The organism is Mesorhizobium sp. B2-5-3 (assembly GCF_006441005.1).
Classification (GTDB): Bacteria; Pseudomonadota; Alphaproteobacteria; order Rhizobiales; family Rhizobiaceae; genus Mesorhizobium.
This window is the reverse complement of record NZ_VFUS01000011.1, coordinates 144257-165265: the sequence shown is the minus strand read 5'-3', so window position 1 is coordinate 165265 and position 21009 is coordinate 144257. Positions and strand designations below refer to the sequence as shown.

Annotated in this window: 20 protein-coding genes; 16 read left to right on the top strand and 4 right to left on the bottom strand. The window is 63.3% G+C overall.

The window, feature by feature from the left end:
* The 6 genes from FJ867_RS23530 to FJ867_RS23505 form a co-directional block, all read left to right on the top strand.
* A partial coding sequence (locus FJ867_RS23530; RefSeq protein WP_140818740.1) for a 2-oxo acid dehydrogenase subunit E2 occupies positions 1-987 on the top strand: 987 nt, incomplete at its 5' end.
* A 123-nt stretch (positions 988-1110) separates the two neighbouring features.
* On the top strand, positions 1111-1746 hold the full coding sequence (locus tag FJ867_RS23525; RefSeq protein ID WP_140515426.1) for an SGNH/GDSL hydrolase family protein: 636 nt from the start codon (positions 1111-1113) through the stop codon (positions 1744-1746).
* A 15-nt stretch (positions 1747-1761) separates the two neighbouring features.
* Positions 1762-3207: a dihydrolipoyl dehydrogenase gene (lpdA, locus tag FJ867_RS23520; RefSeq protein ID WP_140625155.1), complete on the top strand. Its 1446-nt coding sequence runs from the start codon at positions 1762-1764 to the stop codon at positions 3205-3207.
* A 99-nt stretch (positions 3208-3306) separates the two neighbouring features.
* Positions 3307-3564 carry a GlsB/YeaQ/YmgE family stress response membrane protein gene (locus FJ867_RS23515; RefSeq protein ID WP_140498561.1) on the top strand — a complete coding sequence of 86 codons (258 nt, stop codon included), beginning with the start codon at positions 3307-3309 and terminating at the stop codon, positions 3562-3564.
* A gap of 135 nt (positions 3565-3699) precedes the next feature.
* A complete protein-coding gene (gene lipA, locus FJ867_RS23510) occupies positions 3700-4665 on the top strand; it encodes a lipoyl synthase (RefSeq protein ID WP_140625153.1) in 966 nt (321 codons plus the stop codon).
* 113 nt (positions 4666-4778) lie between these two features.
* Positions 4779-5234: a type II toxin-antitoxin system RatA family toxin gene (locus tag FJ867_RS23505; RefSeq protein ID WP_140498563.1), complete on the top strand. Its 456-nt coding sequence runs from the start codon at positions 4779-4781 to the stop codon at positions 5232-5234.
* On the opposite strand, the gene FJ867_RS23500 is transcribed toward FJ867_RS23505, so the two are convergent.
* Entirely contained in the window at positions 5213-5719 is a 507-nt protein-coding gene (locus tag FJ867_RS23500) for a CinA family protein (RefSeq protein WP_140818738.1), read from the bottom strand. The genes FJ867_RS23505 and FJ867_RS23500 overlap by 22 nt on opposite strands.
* The gene (locus FJ867_RS23495) at positions 5716-6945 is read right to left on the bottom strand and encodes a bifunctional 2-C-methyl-D-erythritol 4-phosphate cytidylyltransferase/2-C-methyl-D-erythritol 2,4-cyclodiphosphate synthase (RefSeq protein WP_140818736.1); all 1230 of its coding nucleotides are present in this window, start codon (positions 6943-6945) and stop codon (positions 5716-5718) included. Before FJ867_RS23495 ends, FJ867_RS23500 begins: the two co-directional genes overlap by 4 nt.
* 239 nt (positions 6946-7184) lie before the next feature.
* Between FJ867_RS23495 and dusB the strand changes: the two genes are divergently transcribed.
* The 8 genes from dusB (at position 7185) to hflX (ending at position 17397) form a co-directional block, all read left to right on the top strand.
* Complete coding sequence (gene dusB / locus FJ867_RS23490; RefSeq protein ID WP_140818734.1) at positions 7185-8207, top strand: tRNA dihydrouridine synthase DusB; 1023 nt, start codon at positions 7185-7187, stop codon at positions 8205-8207.
* Positions 8204-9346: a nitrogen regulation protein NR(II) gene (locus FJ867_RS23485; RefSeq protein ID WP_140818732.1), complete on the top strand. Its 1143-nt coding sequence runs from the start codon at positions 8204-8206 to the stop codon at positions 9344-9346. Before dusB ends, FJ867_RS23485 begins: the two co-directional genes overlap by 4 nt.
* A complete protein-coding gene (gene ntrC / locus FJ867_RS23480) occupies positions 9343-10803 on the top strand; it encodes a nitrogen regulation protein NR(I) (RefSeq protein ID WP_140515418.1) in 1461 nt (486 codons plus the stop codon). Before FJ867_RS23485 ends, ntrC begins: the two co-directional genes overlap by 4 nt.
* A gap of 129 nt (positions 10804-10932) precedes the next feature.
* Positions 10933-13218 (top strand): PAS domain-containing sensor histidine kinase, encoded by a 2286-nt coding sequence (locus FJ867_RS23475; protein WP_181167322.1) that lies wholly within the window; start codon positions 10933-10935, stop codon positions 13216-13218.
* Positions 13208-14569 (top strand): sigma-54 dependent transcriptional regulator, encoded by a 1362-nt coding sequence (locus FJ867_RS23470; protein ID WP_140498569.1) that lies wholly within the window; start codon positions 13208-13210, stop codon positions 14567-14569. The genes FJ867_RS23475 and FJ867_RS23470 overlap by 11 nt, the downstream gene beginning before the upstream one ends.
* 184 nt (positions 14570-14753) lie before the next feature.
* On the top strand, positions 14754-15617 hold the full coding sequence (locus tag FJ867_RS23465; RefSeq protein WP_140686439.1) for a D-amino-acid transaminase: 864 nt from the start codon (positions 14754-14756) through the stop codon (positions 15615-15617).
* 145 nt (positions 15618-15762) lie between these two features.
* Positions 15763-16008: an RNA chaperone Hfq gene (hfq, locus tag FJ867_RS23460; protein ID WP_006202172.1), complete on the top strand. Its 246-nt coding sequence runs from the start codon at positions 15763-15765 to the stop codon at positions 16006-16008.
* On the top strand, positions 16009-17397 hold the full coding sequence (gene hflX / locus FJ867_RS23455; protein ID WP_140561174.1) for a GTPase HflX: 1389 nt from the start codon (positions 16009-16011) through the stop codon (positions 17395-17397). It begins immediately after the preceding gene.
* Positions 17398-17403: 6 nt separating this feature from the next.
* Here hflX and mazG read toward each other — a convergent pair whose 3' ends face one another.
* A complete protein-coding gene (gene mazG, locus FJ867_RS23450; RefSeq protein ID WP_140557241.1) occupies positions 17404-18228 on the bottom strand; it encodes a nucleoside triphosphate pyrophosphohydrolase in 825 nt (274 codons plus the stop codon).
* Positions 18229-18317: 89 nt separating this feature from the next.
* Positions 18318-19502 carry an amino acid aminotransferase gene (locus FJ867_RS23445; protein WP_140818730.1) on the bottom strand — a complete coding sequence of 395 codons (1185 nt, stop codon included), beginning with the start codon at positions 19500-19502 and terminating at the stop codon, positions 18318-18320.
* Between the two features lie 205 nt (positions 19503-19707).
* On the opposite strand from FJ867_RS23445, the gene FJ867_RS23440 reads away from it, so the two are divergent.
* Together FJ867_RS23440 and FJ867_RS23435 are read left to right on the top strand one after the other, a co-directional pair.
* A complete protein-coding gene (locus FJ867_RS23440) occupies positions 19708-20229 on the top strand; it encodes a sigma-70 family RNA polymerase sigma factor (RefSeq protein WP_246675104.1) in 522 nt (173 codons plus the stop codon).
* Entirely contained in the window at positions 20226-20999 is a 774-nt protein-coding gene (locus FJ867_RS23435) for an anti-sigma factor (RefSeq protein ID WP_140818728.1), read from the top strand. Before FJ867_RS23440 ends, FJ867_RS23435 begins: the two co-directional genes overlap by 4 nt.
* Positions 21000-21009: the final 10 nt, after the last annotated feature.

Sequence of the window (21009 nt, the reverse complement as noted above, 5' to 3'; positions counted from 1 at the left end):
GCCCTTCACCCTCCCCACAAGGGGGAGGGTGAAGGGCGCACCTTTGCTTCGCCGCTCGCGCGCCGTATTGCCAAAGAGGCGGGCGTCGATGTGTCTGCCGTGACCGGCACCGGCCCGCATGGCCGGGTGGTGAGGGCCGATGTCGATGCCGCCATAGCCGGCGGCGGCGCCAAGGCGGCACCCGCTGCCAAAGCTCCGGCTGGCGCGCCGGCCGCTGCTCCCGCGCCGGTAAAGGCGATGTCGGACGATCAGGTGCTGAAGCTGTTCGAGGAAGGCTCCTATGAACTCGTCCCGCACGACAATATGCGCAAAACCATCGCGCGGCGGCTGGTCGAGGCCAAGACCACCATCCCGCATTTCTACCTGACGCTCGACTGCGAGCTCGATGCGCTGCTTTTGCTGCGCACGCAGCTCAATGCGGCCGCACCGGTCAAGAAGACCGACAAGGGCGAGGCGCCCGCCTACAAGCTCTCGGTCAACGACATGGTGATCAAGGCGATGGCCATGGCCTTGAAGGCGGTGCCGGATGCCAATGCCTCGTGGACCGAAAGCGCCATGGTCAAGCACAGGCATGCCGATGTCGGCGTCGCCGTCTCGATCCCCGGCGGCCTGATCACGCCGATCATTCGCAAGGCGGACGAAAAGACGCTGTCGGTGATCTCCAACGAGATGAAGGACCTGGCCAGCCGCGCGCGCAGTCGCAAGCTGAAGCCGGAAGAGTATCAAGGCGGCACCACGGCGGTGTCGAACCTTGGCATGTTCGGCATCAAAGATTTCGCCGCCGTCATCAACCCGCCGCATGCGACGATCCTGGCGGTGGGTGCCGGCGAGGAGCGGGCGATGGTCAAGAACGGCGAGATCAGAATCGCCACCGTGATGTCGGTGACGCTGTCGACCGACCATCGCGCCGTGGACGGAGCGCTCGGTGCCGAACTGCTGGTCGCCTTCAAGAAGCTGATCGAGAACCCGATAGGCATGCTGGTGTAGGAAGAACAAGGCGGTGCGGAAATTCTTCACCGGCCTCTTCGCCGGCGGCTTGGAGGCGCAGGAATTCGCCGTCGTCACCAACGCCGAGGAAGAATACTCCCTCGCAAGGGCGGGTTGAGCAAGATGAAGACGGTTCTTTGCTACGGCGACTCACTGACCTGGGGCTACAATGCCGAGGGTGGCCGTCATGCGCTCGAGGATCGCTGGCCAAGCGTGCTGCAGACCGGACTAGGTGACGGCGTGCATGTCATTGCCGAGGGGCTGAATGGCCGCACAACGGCGTTCGACGATCACCTGGCAGGCGCCGACCGCAATGGCGCAAGAACGCTGCCGACGGTGCTGACCACGCATGCGCCGATCGACGTCATCGTCATCATGCTCGGCGCCAACGACATGAAGCCCTGGATCCACGGCAATCCCGTTGCGGCCAAACAAGGCATCCAGCGCCTGATCGACATCGTGCGCGGCCACGACTATCCGTTCGACTGGCCGCCGCCGCAGATCCTCATCGTCTCGCCGCCTCTCGTCAGTCGCACCGAAGATGCCGAGTTCAAGGCGATGTTTGCCGGCGGTGACGATGCCTCCAAAGAGCTTGCGCCGCAATATTCCGCGCTTGCCGATGAGGCTGGCTGCGGCTTCTTCGATGCCGGCACTGTGGCCAAGACCACGCCGCTCGACGGCGTCCATCTCGATGCCGAAAATACGCGAAACATCGGCGAGGCGTTGACGCCGCTCGTGCGCGTCATGCTGGAATTGTGATTGAAGGAGAAAACCGTGGCTGAGAACTACGACGTCATCATCATCGGCTCCGGTCCCGGCGGCTATGTCACGGCAGTGCGTTCCGCGCAGCTCGGTTTCAAGACGGCGATCGTCGAGCGCGAGCATCTCGGCGGCATCTGCCTGAACTGGGGCTGCATTCCGACCAAGGCGTTGCTGCGTTCGGCCGAGATCATGCATTATTCGGATCATCTGAAGGACTATGGACTGAAGCTCGACGGCAAGGTCAGCGTCGACACGTCGGCCGTCGTGGACCGCTCGCGCAAGGTTTCGCTGCGGCTCAATGGCGGCGTCGCCTTCCTGATGAAGAAGAACAAGGTCGACGTCATCTGGGGCGAGGCCAAGCTGACAAAACCGGGCGAGATCGTCGTCTCCAAGACGGCCAAGAAGCCGATGGAGCCGCAGCCGCCTGTGCCGAAAGGCGTCAAGGGCGAGGGCACCTACACCGCCAAGCACATCATACTGGCGACCGGCGCCCGGCCGCGGGCGCTGCCGGGCATCGAGCCGGACGGCAAGCTGATCTGGACCTATTTCGAGGCCATGGTGCCCAAGGAAATGCCGAAGTCGCTGCTGGTGATGGGTTCGGGCGCCATCGGCATCGAATTCGCCTCGTTCTACCGCACCATGGGCGCCGACGTGACGGTCGTCGAACTGCTGCCGGCGGTAATGCCTGTAGAGGACGCCGAGGTGTCGAAATTCGCCCAGAAGCAGTTCGAGAAGCAGGGCATGAAAATCATTCTCGAAGCCAAGGTAACCAAGGTCGAGAAAGGCGCCAACTCGATCACCGCGCATGTCGAGATGAAGGACGGCAAGGTGGAGAAGATCACGGCCGATCGCATGATCTCGGCCGTCGGCGTGCAAGGCAATATCGAGGGCCTCGGCCTGGAGACGCTTGGCGTGAAGACGGAGCGCGGCTGCGTCGTCGTCGACGGCTACGGTAAGACCAATGTGTCCGGCATCTACGCCATCGGCGATGTCGCCGGCCCGCCGATGCTCGCCCACAAGGCCGAGCATGAAGGCGTCGTCTGTGTCGAGAAGATCGCCAATTTCCCCGGCGTGCACGCCACCGACAAGCTGAAGATCCCTGGCTGCACCTATTGCAATCCGCAGGTCGCTTCGGTCGGCCTGACAGAAGCGAAAGCCAAGGCCGAGGGCAAGGATGTCAGGGTCGGCCGCTTCCAGTTCGCCGCCAATGGCAAGGCCATCGCGCTCGGCGAGGACCAGGGCTTCATCAAGACCATCTTCGACAAGAACACCGGCCAACTGCTTGGCGCCCACATGGTGGGCGCCGAAGTGACCGAACTGATCCAGGGTTTTGTCGTTGCGATGAACCTCGAGACGACCGAGGAAGAACTGATGCACACGATCTTCCCGCACCCGACGCTGTCGGAGATGATGAAGGAAAGCGTGCTCGACGCCTATGGCCGTGCGTTGAACGCATGATAGATTGGCCGCACGAGACTCAGATGCGAAAGCCGCAGGAGCTCGACCGCAAGTTAGTTCGGTTCCGGATGCGTTTTTTCTCAAGCAAGGAGAAGGCATATGGACGTGAATGGCGTGGGCTGGATCGCAGCCATCATCATCGGCGGCCTGGCGGGCTGGTTTGCCGAAATGGTCATGAAGAGCAATACCGGCGTCTTGATGAACATCATCTTAGGTATTGCCGGCGCAGTGGTGCTGAACGCGATCCTGCGAGCCTTGAACATCGGCGTATTTGGCGTCGGCTGGACCGCCTACCTGATCACCGGTTTCATCGGCGCCTGCCTGCTGATCTGGGCCGGGCGTCTGGTGCGCCGTTAGTCGGTATCGTTTCCGCCATGCGAAAACGGTTGTGGCGGCATGTACCGCCGCAGCCTTTTTCTTTGTGCTGAAAAGTCCTAGATGACGTGTAAGTGACGATCGCCGGCGGCGATCGCAAAGAAAACCAGGGTTCCGATGGTCACCGTCCTCAACACGATCGCCAATGCGCCGCGGCTGCGGCATCCGGAGAAGGCGCACAAGCCCGACCAGGACGTGCTGCGCAAGCCTGACTGGATCCGCGTCAAGGCGCCTGTGTCGAAAGGCTATGCCGAAACCCGCGAGATCGTGAAATCGCACAAGCTGGTGACGGTCTGCGAGGAGGCCGGCTGCCCGAACATCGGCGAGTGCTGGGACAAGAAGCACGCCACCTTCATGATCATGGGCGAGATCTGCACACGTGCCTGCGCCTTCTGCAACGTTGCCACCGGCATCCCGACCGCGCTCGACCCGGACGAGCCGGCACGGGTCGCCCACGCGGTCAAGCAGATGGGCCTCAGCCACGTCGTCATCACCTCTGTCGACCGCGACGACCTCGCTGATGGCGGCGCGCAGCATTTCGCCGACGTCATCCGTGCGATCCGCGCAGCGACGCCCTCGACCACGATCGAGATCCTGACGCCTGATTTCCTACGCAAGGACGGCGCCCTGGAGATCGTCGTGGCCGCCAAGCCGGACGTGTTCAATCACAATTTGGAAACCGTGCCGTCGAACTACCTGACGGTCCGGCCAGGCGCCCGCTATTTCCATTCGATAAGGCTGTTGCAGCGGGTAAAGGAGCTCGACCCTTCGATCTTTACCAAGTCCGGCATCATGGTTGGACTGGGCGAGGAGCGGAACGAAATCCTGCAGCTGATGGACGATCTGCGTTCAGCCAATGTCGACTTCATGACCATCGGCCAGTATCTGCAGCCGTCGAAAAAACACCACCCGGTAATCCGCTTCGTCACCCCGGAGGAGTTCAAGTCCTTCGAGACGATCGGCCGGACCAAGGGCTTTCTTCTGATGGCGTCGAGCCCGCTGACGCGCTCTTCTCACCACGCCGGCGACGATTTCGCCAAGCTGCGCGCCGCGCGCCAAGCGCAGCTCGAGAAATCGCTCTGATGCATGTCGCCCAAAGTGACTTCGGGTTTTGGGAGAACGGCATGCACGAAAACAAAGACTCTAAAGCGCGTCGCATGAGTCTGTGTCGACGAGACGCGCTTTAGAGCCGGTTCATGCCGAAATTCGAAGCCACCCGCCGCGTTTCCCACACACCGGAACAGATGTTCGCCTTGGTCGCCGACATCGAAGCTTATCCGCAATTCCTGCCGCTTTGCGAGGCACTGACGGTGCGCTCGCGCAAGGAGCGTGACGGGCGCACTATCCTCGTCGCCGATATGAGCATCGGCTACAAGGCGATTCGCGAGACCTTCACCACGCAGGTGCTGCTGAAGCCCGACGAGCGTGCGATCGACGTCAAATACATCGACGGTCCGTTCAAATATCTGACCAATGTCTGGCGATTCGACCCTGCCGACGGCGGCTGTGCCGTCTGCTTCTTCATCGATTACGAGTTCAAAAGCCGCATCCTCGGCGCCCTGATGGGCACGATGTTCGACCGTGCTTTCCGTATGTTTTCCGAGGCATTCGAGAAGCGTGCTGATGTCATCTACGGTGCAAAACCGGCGTGAGCATGCCCAAGCGCGTGCAATCCCAGCTTGAGTGCATGGCTGACGGTCTCCTGGCGAATGAAATCACGGCCTTCATCGGCGAACAGCACGCGCTCGGCCGTCACCGGCCGGCCGCTTAGGCCAATCCCGAACCAGACCAGGCCGACCGGTTTTTCCGGCGAGCCGCCGCCCGGTCCGGCAACGCCGGTAACGGCGAGGCTGAGCCCGGCACGGGAGCGCGCCAGCGCGCCGGTTGCCATTTCGATCGCTGTCTCGCGTGAAACCGCGCCATGAGCCTCCAGCGTGGCGGCGGAAACCCCGAGCATGTCCATCTTGGCTTCATTGGAATAGGTGATGAAGCCGCGATCGACCACGGCGGACGAACCGGCGATGTCGGTCAGCGCGACGATGATCATGCCGCCGGTGCAGCTTTCCGCCGTCGCAAGCATAATGCCGCGCTTCTGGCAGGCTCGCAGCAATGCGTTCGCCAGTTCGCTGTTGCTCATTCCGGCACCTCGCCGGGAAACACCACGCTCGCCGTGGCGATCGCCGCAATGCCTTCCTCGCGGCCGACGAAACCGAGCTTCTCGTTGGTTGTCGCCTTGATGGAGATGCGGTCGGCAGAGATGGCCAGCATCTGCGACAGGGCAGCCGTCATCGCCTCGCGATGTGGGCCGACGCGTGGCGCCTCGCAGATCAGCGTGATGTCGGCATTGGCGATGCGGCCGCCGCGCGCGCGCACCAGCTTTGCCGCATGTTCTACGAATATCCGGGAGGCAGTACCCTTCCACTGCGGGTCGGAGGGTGGGAAATGCGTGCCGATATCGCCGGCGCCGCAGGTCGCCAGCAGCGCATCGGTAAGGGCATGGAGCCCGACATCGGCATCGGAATGGCCGGACAGTTTCTTGTCATGCGGGATGGCGATGCCGCATAGCGTGACGTGGTCGCCGGGCTCGAACGCGTGGACGTCGTAGCCATTGCCGGTTCTGATATCGGGAAAGCGCATGCGCTCGCTGGAAAGTCGTTGGTCCGCCATGGCGATGTCCCGTGCCCAGGTGAGTTTGACGTTGTCCGGCGAGCCGGGAACGAGTTTGACCGGCATCTGCATCCACTCGGCGATCGCGGCGTCGTCGGTAAAGTCGGTTTTGCCGCTGTTATAGGCTTCCTCATGCATGGCCATAATCGCCAGGAATGGGAAACCCTGCGGCGTTTGCGCTGCGTGAAGCCCGCTCCGGGAAACCGTTTCGGCGACCATCCCGGCGGTGGATTCGCGTTTCAGCGTGTCGGCGACGGGCAACGCCGGGAGCGCGCCCTCGCGCTCGCCGATGGCTGCGATCGTGCGGTCGATCAGGTCCGCGTCGACGAAGGGGCGCGCCGCGTCGTGGATGAGAACCTTGTCCGGTGCGTGGCTTCTCAACGCCTGCAGTCCGAGTCGAACCGAGTCTTGCCTGGTGGGGCCACCCGCAATTGCCGTGACGCGATTGGAGTGTGCGCCGACGGCATGTCGAAAAAGTTCGTGATCCTCGGCGTGTATTGCCACGACGAGCGGGCCGATACGCGGATGCGCCAGGAAAATATCGATGACGTGGGCGATGACGGCGCGACCGCCGATCTGCTGATATTGCTTCGGGCCATCGGCCTGTCCGGCACGCGCGCCGCGGCCGGCCGCAACAATAACCACCGCGACCTTGCCGTTGGCCTCCAAAGCCTGATTTTCGCTCGCGTCAGTCATGCCGATTGGCTTAGCGCACGATCCCCAAAAGTGTAATCGGTTTTCGGAGAGATTGTAGGCCGAACAGGAAGCCCTAAAACGTCCATTGCGTGTTCGTGCAAGGCGCGGCGCTTTGCTCGGGACTGCAGCCGAGCTCGGCATTTCCCAATTGCGCCGTAATGTGGCGTCATTCCGCGTTGCACATTGCGGCCGATATGGCTAGAGAATGTGCAGCAAATGAACATGCTTGGTTTTTGTGCATGCTTGACCTGACCAAATTGACCGCACCTCTCGACGTCGGCGGCGTGAGTATCCGCAATCGCGTGTTCCTCGCGCCGATGTCGGGAATTACCGACGAGCCGTTCCGGCGACGCGCCCATGCGCATGGCGCCGGCCTGGTCGTATCCGAAATGGTGGCAAGCGGCGAGCTCGCCAAAGGCAGGGCCGGATGCGACCTGCGCATACGTCATTCGGGCCTGCCCGTCCATATGGTGCAGCTTGCCGGCCGCGAGGCGGCACACATGGCGGAAGGCGCACGCATCGCCGTCGGCGAGGGCGCCGACGTCATCGACATCAATATGGGTTGCCCCGCCAAGAAGGTGACCGGCGGCTATGCCGGCTCGGCACTGATGCAGGACCTCGATCATGCACTGTCGCTGGTCGACGCCGTGGTCGGCGCGGTCGCTGTGCCGGTAACGCTGAAGATGCGGCTCGGCTGGGACGAAACGGCGCTCAACGCGCCTGACCTGGCGCGCCGTGCCGAGCAGGCGGGCGTGAAGATGGTGACAGTGCACGGCCGCACGCGCTGCCAGTTCTATCAAGGCAAGGCTGATTGGCGCGCAATAGCCCGCGTCAAGGCTGCCGTGTCGATCCCGGTTGTCGCCAATGGCGATGTGTCTTCGCCTGCGCAAGCAGCCGCTGTTCTGGAGCAATCCGGCGCCGATGCGGTGATGGTGGGCCGCGCCCACTACGGCGCGCCCTGGGCCGCCGGAACCATCGCGGCCGCGGCGGCAGGCGAGGTTGGCCGCGTGCCGGAAAGCGCTGCGGAACTGACCGACTACATCATTGCCCATTACGAGGACATGCTTGCGCTCTACGGCGTCGAGAGCGGCCTGCGCCAGGCGCGCAAACACCTCGGCTGGTATCTGGACCGCCATGCCGGCGCCCTTGCCGACGAAAAGCGCAAGGCCATTCTCACGTCTTTCGATCCCGTGCGGACGATTACCTTGCTTCGCGAGGTGTTTTCGGCCGCCGAGCAAACACCCATGCGGAGCGCCGCATGAACGCCTCCGTCGGCCAGGGCCCGAAAATGGCGGATGCCGCCCAGATCGTGCTCAACACCATCCGCCGTCCGGTCATCATGATCAGCCCGGAGGGGTTCATCACCTTCGCCAACGCCGATGCGGAGGACTTCTTCCGCTCGAGCGCGACGATGCTCGCCCGCAACACGCTGTCAAAGCTCATCCCCTTCGGCAGCCCATTGCTGACACTGGTCGACCAGGTGCGCGAGCGCCGGGCCCCCGTCAACGAGTACCGGGTCGACGTGTCGTCTCCGCGTCTCGGCATCGAGAAGGTGGTCGATCTCTATGTTGCCCCGGTGCCGGAGTTTCCAGGCTCCGTCGTGGTGATGTTCCAGGAACGGTCGATGGCCGACAAGATCGACCGGCAGATGACGCATCGCGGCGCGGCGCGCTCGGTGACCGGTCTGGCGGCGATGCTGGCTCACGAGATCAAGAACCCGCTCTCCGGCATCAGGGGCGCTGCCCAGCTGCTTGAACTGTCCGCTTCCGACGAGGATCGCGCGCTGACGCGGCTGATAACCGACGAGACCGATCGCATCGTGTCGCTGGTCGATCGCATGGAGGTGTTTTCCGACGAGCGGCCGATTGACCGCTACCCCGTTAACATCCATGTCGTACTCGACCATGTGAAGGCGATCGCGAAGAACGGTTTTGCTAGGAAAATCAAGATATTGGAGGATTATGATCCTTCATTGCCTCCGGTTTTCGCCAACCGCGACCAGCTCATCCAGGTGTTCCTCAACCTGGTCAAGAACGCCGCCGAGGCGATCGGCGGCGATCCCCAAGGTGAAATCGTCCTGTCGACGGCCTTCCGGCCGGGCATTCGCGTTTCGGTTCCAGGCACTCAGGATCGCGTGTCGCTGCCGCTCGAGTTCTGCGTGCGCGACAACGGTTCCGGCGTCTCGGAGGATATCCTGCCGATCCTGTTCGATCCCTTCATCACCACCAAGCCGAACGGCTCGGGACTGGGCCTCGCGCTGGTGGCCAAGATCGTCGGTGAGCATGGCGGCATCATCGAATGCGAATCGACGCCGCGCGCGACAATGTTCCGCATCCTGATGCCGGCCTGGAAGGAAACGGCGCTCGGTGCCGATGAAGACGCTGAAGGAGACCGCAAATGACCGTTCGCGGCAATATTCTCGTCGCCGACGACGATGCGGCGATCCGTACGGTCCTCAACCAGGCCCTTTCGCGTGTTGGCCATGAGGTGCGCGTGACCTCCAATGCCTCGACGCTGTGGCGCTGGGTGGCGGCGGGCGAGGGAGATCTCGTCATCACCGACGTGGTGATGCCGGACGAGAACGCATTCGACATGCTGCCGCGCATCAAGAAAGCACGGCCGGAGCTGCCCGTCATCGTCATGAGCGCCCAGAATACGTTCATGACGGCGATCCGTGCCTCCGAGACCGGCGCCTACGAATATCTGCCGAAGCCGTTCGACCTCACCGAGCTCCTCAACATCGTCAACCGGGCGCTGTCGGAGCCTCGGCGCCCCAAGATCGACGCGCGGCCGGAAGAGCAGCCCGAGACCATGCCGCTGGTCGGCCGCTCGGCCGCCATGCAGGACATCTATCGCATGCTGGCGCGCATGATGCAGACCGACCTGACGGTGATGATTTCGGGCGAATCGGGCACCGGCAAGGAGCTGGTGGCGCGTGCGCTGCACGAATATGGCCGCCGCCGTGGCGGCCCTTTCGTTGCCATCAACATGGCGGCCATCCCGCGCGACCTGATCGAATCGGAACTGTTCGGCCATGAGAAGGGCGCCTTCACCGGTGCGCAGAACCGCTCAACCGGCCGCTTCGAACAGGCCGAAGGTGGCACGCTGTTCCTTGACGAGATCGGCGACATGCCGATGGAAGCGCAGACGCGCCTGCTGCGCGTCCTCCAGCAAGGCGAATACACGACCGTCGGCGGCCGCACGCCGATCAAGACCGACGTGCGCATCGTCGCCGCCACCAACAAGGATTTGCGCACGCTGATCAACCAGGGGCTCTTCCGCGAGGATCTTTTCTATCGCCTCAATGTGGTGCCCCTCAGGCTGCCGGCGCTGCGCGAGCGCTCCGAGGACGTGCCGGACCTCGTCCGGCACTTCTTCAAGCTCGGCGAGATGGAGGGTCTCCAGACCAAGCGTATCTCGTCGGGCGGCATCGAATTGATGAAGCGCTATCCCTGGCCGGGCAATGTGCGCGAACTGGAAAACCTGGTCCGCAGGCTCGCCGCGCTCTATTCGCAGGACGAGATTTCCGCCGAGATCATCGAGGCGGAACTCAAGACCGGCGAGCGTCCCGTGGTGCCGGGCGGCGGCAACCTCATTCCCGACGACCTGTCCATCGGCCAGGCGGTCGAGCATTTCCTGCAGCGCTATTTCACCTCGTTTGCCGGCGAATTGCCGCCTGCCGGGCTGTACCAGCGCATTCTCTCGGAGGTCGAATATCCGCTGGTGCTGGCCTCGATGACCGCGACGCGCGGCAACCAGATCAAAGCCGCGGAACTGCTGGGGCTCAACCGCAACACGCTGCGCAAGAAGATTCGCGAACTCGGCGTCAACGTCTACAAATCGTCGCGCCAAGCCTGAGCCGGGATAGAGCCGAAGCGCTTTTCCGGGGGACTGTGCGCGAAAGATTTCCGTCCAGGCCACACTTGTTGCATAATCGCCACAATGCGTTGCATAGATCCGACGCAATCACTGGCTCTAGACGGCGACATGGCTTCGCAGGCTCCGACACCGAACGAACCGCTTTTCAACGACCCCGGCACGCGTGACGGGCGCCGGCTGCTGGCGCTGCCCGGCGTGGTGGCGGTCGTCGGTGCGCTGGTCATGGCGGCCATTTCGTTCGCGATCCTGGTCGGCGCGACGCCGATTGCGCCCGATGCCAGGACAACCTGGGCGCTGATCGCGCTCAACGCCATCTTCGTCCTGTTGCTGATCGCACTGATCGGCCGGGAGGTGCATCGCATCGTCATGGCGCGCCGGCATGGCAAGGCAGCCTCGCGGCTGCATGTGCGCATCGTGGCCATGTTCGCGCTCGTCGCCGCCATCCCCGCCATCATGGTGGCCATCATCGCATCGATCACGCTCGATATCGGCCTCGACCGCTGGTTCGAGATTCGCACCAAGACGATCGTCAATTCGTCGCTTTCCATCGCCGATGCCTATGTGCAGGAAAACGCGCGCAACCTGCAGGGCACGACGCTGTCGATGGCCTATGACCTCGACGCGTCGCGCACGCTTTACGGCCTCGACCGAACTGGCTTCCTCGATCTGATGAGCAAGGAGGCGGTGGGCCGCTCGCTGGCGCATGCCGCGCTGATCAAGCCCGACGGCTCCTTCGTGATGAGCGCCAAGACCGATGCCGACTTCGCCATGCCGGAACCGCCGGAGGGAGCGGTCGCCAGCGCCACCGACGGCAAGCCGGTTCTGATCGAGCCGCGCACGCGCAACATCATGGGCGCCATCGTCAAGCTGCGTGAGATCGAGGGGCTCTACCTCTACACGATCCGGCTGGTCGATCCCGAGGTGATAAAGGCGCGCCAGATCGTCAGATCGAACACCGACGAATATCGCAATCTCGAAGACAACAGGCGCACTTCGCAGGTGGCTTTCGCGTTGCCTTATCTGTCGTTGACTTTGATTATCATCCTGTCGGCAATCTGGACCGGCATTGCCGTGGCCGACCGGCTGGTGCGGCCGATTCGTCAGCTCATCGGCGCTGCCGACGAGGTCGCGACCGGCAATCTCGACGTCGCCGTGCCGGTGCGCCCGTCCGACGGCGACGTTGCCTCGCTCGGCAATACTTTCAACAAGATGCTGCAGGAATTGAAATCGCAGCGCAACGAGATCCTGTCGGCCAAGGATCTGATCGACGAGCGACGGCGCTTTTCGGAAGCGGTGCTGGCCGGTGTCACCGCCGGCGTCATCGGCGTTGACCCCTATGGCATTATCACCATCGTGAACCGCTCGGCCGAGTCCATGCTGGCCATTTCGGCCAGTGCGGCGCTCGGGCAGAACCTTTCCGCCATTCTCCCGCATGTCGGCCGCGTCTTCGAGATCGGCCGCCAATCGGGCAAGCCCGTCTATCGCGAGCAGGTGACGTTTTTCCGCGCCGGCACGGAGCGGACTTTCAACGTGCAGATCACCATCGAGGCCGGCGATAACGGCACGGAGGAGAAATCCTACGTCGTCACGGTCGATGACATCACCGATCTGGTCCAGGCGCAGCGCTCCTCTGCCTGGGCCGATGTGGCGCGCCGCATCGCCCATGAGATCAAGAACCCGCTGACGCCGATCCAGCTTTCAGCCGAGCGCATCAAGCGCCGCTACGGCAAGGTCATCACCGAGGACCGCGAGGTGTTCGACCAGTGCACCGACACCATCATCCGGCAGGTCGAGGATATTGGTCGCATGGTCGACGAATTCTCCGCTTTCGCGCGCATGCCGAAGCCCGAGATGAAGTCCATAGACCTGCGTGAATCCCTGCGCGAGGCCTCCTTCCTGGTCGAGGTGAGCCGTTCCGACATCACGTTCGAGCGCATATTCGGCAACGAACCGCTCAAGGGTACTTTCGACAGCCGCTTGTTGGCGCAGGCTTTCGGCAACGTGATCAAGAACGCTGCCGAAGCGATCGACGGGCTGGAACAGAAGGACGGTTCGCACGGCATAATCCGGATTCAAGCCGGACGTCAGAATGGCGCGATTCGCATCGATGTCATCGACAATGGCAAAGGCCTGCCGCGGGAGAATCGTCAGCGGCTGTTGGAGCCCTACATGACCACGCGTGAGAAGGGCACGGGCCTCGGTCTCGCCATCGTCAAGAAGATCGTGGAGGACCATGGCGGCAGGCTGGAGCTCCACGATGCGCCTGCGGATTTCCATGGCGGGCGCGGCGCGATGATCAGCATCATCCTGCCACCTGCGGCCGTGGCGCCAGCGCGCGGCGAAAGCAGGACGGAACACGAAAGAGAAACTGAAAAGGTCGGTAATGGCGTCTGATATTCTGATCGTCGATGACGAGGAAGACATCCGTGAGCTCGTCGCAGGCATACTGAGCGACGAAGGTCACGAAACCCGCACGGCATCCGATGCCGACACCGCGCTGGCGGCCATCGCCGACCGAGCGCCGCGGCTGATTTTCCTCGACATCTGGTTGCAGGGTTCGCGCCTGGACGGCCTGGCTTTGCTGGACGAGATCAAGACCATGCACCCCAACCTGCCGGTGGTGATGATTTCGGGCCATGGCAACATCGAAACCGCGGTCTCCGCCATCAGACGCGGCGCTTATGACTTCATCGAGAAGCCCTTCAAGGCGGACAGGCTGATTCTGATTGCCGAGCGTGCGCTGGAAACCTCCAAGCTGAGGCGCGAGGTTTCCGATCTCAAGCTGCGCAGCGGCGAGACCTTCGACCTGATCGGCATGTCGTCGGCGATGAGCCAGTTGCGCCAGACCATCGAGCGCGTCGCGCCGACCAACAGCCGCGTCATGATCATTGGCCCCTCCGGATCTGGCAAGGAGCTGGCCGCGCGTGCCATCCACACGCTGTCGGCGCGCAAGAGCGCGCCTTTCGTGACGCTGAGCGCCGCCAACATCACGCCCGAACGCATGGAGATCGAACTGTTCGGCACCGAATCGAACGGCGTCGAGCGCAAGGTCGGCGCCCTGGAGGAAGCCCATCGCGGCATCCTCTACATCGATGAGGTGGCCGACATGCCGCGCGAGACGCAGAACAAGATCCTGCGTGTGCTGGTCGAACAGCAGTTCGAGCGCGTCGGCGGCACCAAACGGGTCAAGGTCGATGTCCGCATCATCTCCTCGACGTCGCAGAACCTGGAGGCGATGATCGCCGATGGCCGTTTCCGCGAGGATCTTTACCATCGCCTTGCGGTGGTACCGGTGACGGTGCCGGGACTTGCCGAGCGGCGCGAGGACATTCCTTATCTCGTTGACAATTTCATGAAGCAGATCGCCCGTCAGGCCGGAATCAAGCCGCGCCGCATCGGCGATGACGCCATGGCGGTGCTGCAGGCGCACAATTGGCCAGGCAATGTTCGCCAATTGCGCAACAATGTCGAACGGCTGATGATTCTGGCGCGCGGCGACAATGTCGATGCGCCGATCACCGCCGACCTGTTGCCGTCCGAAATCGGCGATGTCATGCCCCGCACGCCGAACCAGTCGGACCAGCACATCATGGCGCTGCCGCTGCGCGAGGCGCGCGAACAATTCGAGAAGGACTATCTGATCGCCCAGATCAACCGGTTCGGCGGCAACATTTCGAAAACGGCCGAGTTCATCGGCATGGAGCGTTCCGCGCTGCACCGCAAGCTGAAGTCGCTCGGCGTCTGACCTGAGAGGTTGAGCGGTTCGGCGTTTTATGCATTGCCGGCCCGGTTCGATACCTTGCTCAAGCAGTTCCGGCCGGAAAACCGTTACACGCTTTCTGGAATTGCTTCAGTGGCCCACGCGATTATCCATCACTGTTGAGGCGGAATCGCCTAAACAAGCCGAAGCAGATCCCCCGAGGTGACAAATGCCGCGTATTGCCTATGTGAACGGGCGCTACACCGCTCATGCCGATGCCGCTGTGCATATCGAAGACCGTGGCTACCAGTTCGCCGACGGCGTTTACGAGGTCTGCGAAGTGGCGCGCGGCTTCATCGTGGACATGCCGCGTCACCTTGCCCGGCTGGACCGTTCGCTGAGCGAGCTGTCGATCGGCTGGCCGGTCACCCCAGGCGTCCTGCCGCTCATCATGCGCGAAGTGGTCAATCGCAACCATGTCGTCAACGGCCTAGTTTACGTCCAGGTCACACGCGGCGTCGCCAGCCGCGACTTCGCCTTCCCCTCGGCTGATACCAGGCCGTCGCTGGTGATCACCGCCAGGAAGCTGGATCCCGCTGCTGGAGCCAAGCGGGCCGAGACCGGTATCGCCGTCATCACCGTGCCCGAGAATCGCTGGGATCGCGTCGACATCAAGAGCACCGGCCTGCTAGCCAATGTATTAGCCAAGCAGAAGGCCAAGGAAGCTGGCGCGCAGGAAGCCTGGTTCGTGGATACGGACGGCAACGTCAAGGAAGGCGGGTCGTCGAATGCCTGGATCGTCACCAGGGACGGCGTTCTGGTCACCAGGCCCGCCGAGCACGGTATTCTGCGCGGCATAACCCGCACCACCATGTTTGAAGTGGCGGCCAAGCTCGGACTCAAGATCGAGGAACGCGGCTTTTCCGTCGCCGAGGCCAAGGCGGCGAGGGAGGCTTTCATCAGTTCCGCGACCACGATCGCCATGCCGGTCGTGGCCATAGACGGCGACCCGATCGCCAACGGCCACCCCGGCTCGATAACACTTTCGTTGCGGCAAGCCTTTTTTGACATTGCGGAAAAAAGTCCAGCCTGATAACCGCACAGGTGGAATGAACATCAATATATCTCGTTCTGCTTGTCGTTACTGACGACAAGACGGTGTTTGCGCGCTTGACATGTGCTGGTTAATTTGGCGCATTGGCCTGCAAACCGAAGGGGATCGGCGAAAGACAAGAACAATGGCGGAACGATCGCAAAACCTTCAGGACCTGTTCCTGAACTCTGTTCGCAAGAGCAAGAACCCGCTCACCATCTTTCTCATCAACGGCGTGAAGCTGACCGGCGTCGTCACTTCATTCGACAATTTCTGCGTCCTGCTGCGCCGCGACGGCCACTCCCAGCTCGTCTACAAGCACGCCATTTCCACGATCATGCCGAGCCAGCCGGTTCAGATGTTCGATGGCGAGGAAAGCCAGGGCGCCTGATTGGCACGTGAGAAGGACCCGGACCGCAGCGTTCGCGGAAAATCAGCACATCAGCCGGGGACGGAGGCCGAGGGTCCGACCCGGGCAGTTGTCATCGTGCCGGTGCTTACCCGCCAGCCGCGCGGCGAGGACGACACCAGCCGTCCGCGGTTGACGCGCTCGGCAGAGGCCCGTCATGATGAGGCGGTCGGCCTTGCCCGCGCCATCGATCTTGATCTGATCCACACGGCCGTGGTTACCATCAACGATCCACGTCCGGCGACCTTGCTCGGCAGCGGCAAGGTCGAGGAGTTGGCGGAGATCGTCAAGGAAGGGCACGCGGAGGTGGTCATCGTCGATCATCCGCTGACGCCGGTGCAGCAACGCAACCTCGAGAAGGAATTCAACGCCAAGGTGCTGGACCGCACCGGGCTGATCCTCGAGATCTTCGGCGAGCGCGCCCGCACCAAGGAAGGCACGCTGCAGGTCGAGCTTGCCCATCTCAACTACCAGAAGGGCCGGCTGGTGCGCAGCTGGACCCACCTAGAGCGCCAGCGCGGCGGCGCCGGCTTCCTCGGCGGCCCCGGCGAAACCCAGATCGAATCGGACCGGCGCGTCCTGCAGGACAAGATCGTCAAGCTGAAGCACGAGTTGGAGACGGTGCGCCGCACCCGCGACCTGCATCGTGCCAAACGCAAGAAGGTGCCGTTTCCGGTGGTGGCCATCGTCGGCTACACCAATGCCGGAAAATCGACGCTGTTCAACAAGCTGACCGGGGCAGGGGTGCTGGCGCAGGACATGCTGTTCGCCACGCTCGATCCGACGCTGCGCCGCGTGCGGCTGCCGCACGGCACGCCGATCATCCTCTCGGATACGGTCGGCTTCATCTCGGACCTGCCGACGCATCTCATCGCGGCTTTCCGCGCCACGCTTGAAGAGGTGGTCGAGGCGGATCTCATCATCCATTTGCGCGACATCTCCGATCCTGACACATCCGCCCAGGCCGAGGACGTCGAGCGCATCCTGGCCGATCTCGGCGTCGACGCCGGCGATACCAAGCGGGTCATCGAGGTCTGGAACAAGGTCGACCTGCTCGATGAAGGCAATCGCGCACGGCTGCTTGCCGAGAGTACGGATGCCAAGGCGCCTCCCGTCGCCATATCGGCTGTCACGGGCGAAGGCATCGACGCGCTGAACGCGATCATCGAGACACGCATGTCCGGCGAGCTTGAAGATCTGACGGTGACGATCGGGCCGGCGCAGTTCGGCCTTGTCGACTGGCTTTACCGCAATGGCGATGTCGTTTCGCGAACCGACAATGACGACGGCAGCGCCACCATCTCCCTCAAGGCCACGCAAAGTGCCCGCGAAGAGATCGAAAGCAGATTGCGTCGCAAGAATAACGGCTAACGCCAGTTATTTCGCGCTCTTCGCTTCCTGCCAGAGCGCTTCCATTTCGTCCAGATCAGCCTTTTCCAGCGAGCTGCCGGAATTCTCCAGGGCCTGCTCGACATAGTGGAAGCGCGAACGGAATTTCTCGTTGGTGCCGCTTAGCGCTGCTTCCGAATCGAGCCTCAGGTGACGGCCGAGATTCACGACGGCAAACAGCATATCGCCGAATTCATCCTTGATCTCCGCGGTTTGGCCTTTGGCCAGCGCCTCGCGCAATTCGCGGATCTCTTCCTCGATCTTATCGAGGATGGGGGCTGCCTCGCTCCAGTCGAAACCGACGCGGGCGGCCTTCTCCTGAAGCTTCAATGCCCGCGTCAGTGCGGGCAGGGCGACCGGCACGCTGTCCAGAAACCCCTTGCCGTTGTCTTCCGGGTCGAGTCCGCGCGCGAGACGGGCGCTACGCTTCTCGGCCTTCTCTTGTGCCTTGATCTTCTCCCACATGCCCTTGGCCATGCCGGCACTGCGGGCCTGTTCGTCGCCGAAGACGTGTGGATGGCGGCGGATCATCTTCGTGGTGATGGCCTGGACCACGTCGCCGAAAGCGAACTCGCCGGCTTCCTCAGCCATCCGCGCGTGGTACACGACCTGCAAAAGGAGATCGCCGAGTTCGTCGCGCAGATCGTCGAGATCGTCGCGCGCGATGGCGTCGGCCACCTCATAGGCCTCCTCGATCGTGTAAGGCGCGATGGTCGAGAAATCCTGTTCGATATCCCAGGGACAGCCGGTCTTTGGCGCACGCAGCGCCGCCATGATTTCGATCAGGCGCGAAATGTCTTTCGATGGCTTCATGCGGCGGATGCTATCGCGCGGTCCGCCGCGCGGCCAATGCTGTCGGCGAGCGAAGCGGGCTTGTCCACAGTTGCGCCGAACAAGTCCGGTCAGTCGAGCACGGAAACGATCGCCTTGGCGAGCTTGTCCATGCCGTCTTCCGGCAGGCCGGCGACATTGATGCGGCTGTCGCCGACCATGTAGACGCCATATTCCGCGCGCAGCCGTTCGACCTGCGCTTCCGTGAGCCCAAGCCGGGAAAACATGCCGCGATGGCTGGCGACGAAATCGAAGCGGTCGGAATTGGACTGCCGGCGCAGCGCCTCGGCGAATTGCACCCGAAGCCGGAGCATGCGCAGGCGCATCTCCTCGAGCTCGGCTTCCCAGTCCGCGCGCAAGACCGCGTCCTCGAGCACGATGCGCACCGCCGCCGCGCCGTGGTCCGGCGGCATCGAATACATGGCACGAGCCGCCGACAGCATCTGGCCCAGCGCCACGTCGGCCTGCGCGCTGTCCCTGGCCAGGATCATCGCCGCGCCGACACGGTCGCGGTAGACGGCGAAGTTCTTCGAGCAGCTGGACGCGACGACCATTTCCGGAACTTTTTCGGCCAGCAGCCGCAGTCCGGCGGCATCGGCCTCGAGGCCATCGCCAAAGCCCTGATAGGCAATGTCGACAAACGGCAGCAGGCCGCGCTCGACGACGAGATCTGTGACAGCGGCCCACTGCGCGATGTCCAGATTGGCGCCGGTCGGGTTGTGGCAGCAGCCATGCAGCAGCACCACGTCGCCGCCCTTCGCCGTGCGCAGTGCTGCCAGCATGTCGTCGAAGCGAACGGCGCCCGATGTCGCGTCGAAATAGGGATATTCACGGATTCGCAGCCCGGCGGCGCGCATCACTGGCATGTGGTTCGGCCAGGTGGGGTCGGACAACCAGACCGTCGCGTCGGCACGGGTTCGCTTCAAAAGCTCGGCTACCAGCCGCAGCGCGCCGGAGCCGCCCGGCGCCTGCGCAGCACGGATCCGCGTCATGTCTGCATCCGCACCGAAGGCCAGCCTGGCCATCACGGTATTGAACCCGGTGTCGCCGGCGAGGCCGAGATAAGTCTTGGTGTCCTGACCCTGCAGCAGCCGCTTCTCCGCCTCGCGCACGGCCCGCATGACCGGCGTCTTGCCGTCGCGATCCTTGTAGACGCCGACACCGAGGTCGACTTTGTCGGGTCGAGGATCGGCACGATAGAGGCCGATCAGGGCAAGGATCTTGTCGGCGGCAGCCGGCTGAAGGTTTTCAAACATCTGCATGGTTCCGTTGGCGCGGCGGAGTGATACGCAAATCGACCCCCTTGCACCAGCGGTTTTAACTCGCGCCAGCCTGAATCGCATAGCCTGGCATCGCTGCGAGCTACCTCGGCGGCTGCATATCTGCGGCGTTTCGCGAAAAAATCTGCGGGGCCGGGATTAAAACCCCCACATGTTCCGTAAACAGGGCATGAAACGGTCGATGCCACGCTTCGATATCGTCGGACAACTCGGTTCGCTCAGGCGTTACGCGCGCTCGCTGACGCGCGACGGTGCCGATGCCGAGGATCTCGTGCATGACGCTCTTGTGCGCGCCTATGAGCGGCGCGGCACCTTCCGCTCGGGCGGGAACCTGCGAGCCTGGCTGCTGTCCATCGTCCACAACACGTTCGTCGACCGCATGCGCTCGCGCCGCTCGGAGGCAGCGCGCCTCGAACAGGCGGGATACCTTGCGGACGGCAGCGCGCCGGCGCCGCAGGAGCATTCGGTGCGCCTAGGCCAGGTGCGCGATGCTTTTTTCAGCCTGCCCGAAGAACAGCGCTCGGCCCTGCATCTCGTCGCCATTGAGGGCCTTTCCTACAGCCAGGCGGCCGATGCCAGCGGCGTGCCACTCGGAACACTGATGTCGCGCATCGGTAGGGCGCGCGCCGCGCTTCGGGAGATGGAGGAGGGGACTCCGACGAAGGCGAAAAATCACCTCAGGATTGTTGGAGGCCCGTCATGACAGGAACTATCGACCCCGTGACGGACGCCGATCTCGACGCCTATGTCGACGATCAGCTCGACGTCTCGCGCCGTATCGAAGTCGAGGCCTTCCTCTCCGCCCGGCCGGAAGCGGCCGCGCGTGTGATGTCGGATCTCAGGATGCGGGACGAACTGCGCGTGGCGCTGGCCGGATCAGGCGGCATGGCGAGGCCGGTGACGACCGATGCCGCGCGGCGCCTGGAGAGGGGGCTTGCCCGGGGCCGCATCTTCGGCGTCTTGCAACGTGCCGCGGCGGTGGCCGCTTTCGTCGCCGCCGGCTGGCTGGCCAACGGCATTGTCGGGCCGATGTCGGTGACCAGGGTCGTCGCCTCGCCGCAGCCGCCCGCCTATGTCGACGAGGCGGTGCGCGCACACAGGACGACCCTTGTGCGCGAAAGCATGTCTTCGCAGGCCGAGGCGCCAAACTACAATGCCGGCGAAATCCGCGCGGCGACGGCCATCGTCATGCCGTCCTTGCCCAAGGACTGGAAGGTCCGCGACGTGCAGGTCTATCCATCGCGCTTCGGCCCCAGCGTCGAGATGGCGGTCGAGACCAAGGAGATGGGCCTGGTGTCGCTGTTCGCGATACGGCCGGGAACCTTCGACGTGGTCAAGCCGACCGTCGCGCCCTCGGGCGACATTTCCTCGGCCTATTTCCAGATCGGCGAGGTCGCTTATGCGGTGGTCGCGCAGGGCGAGGTGCGGGACCTCGACCGCGCCGCCGAGACGCTTGCCAGAACGCTTTACTGATCCGTTCACA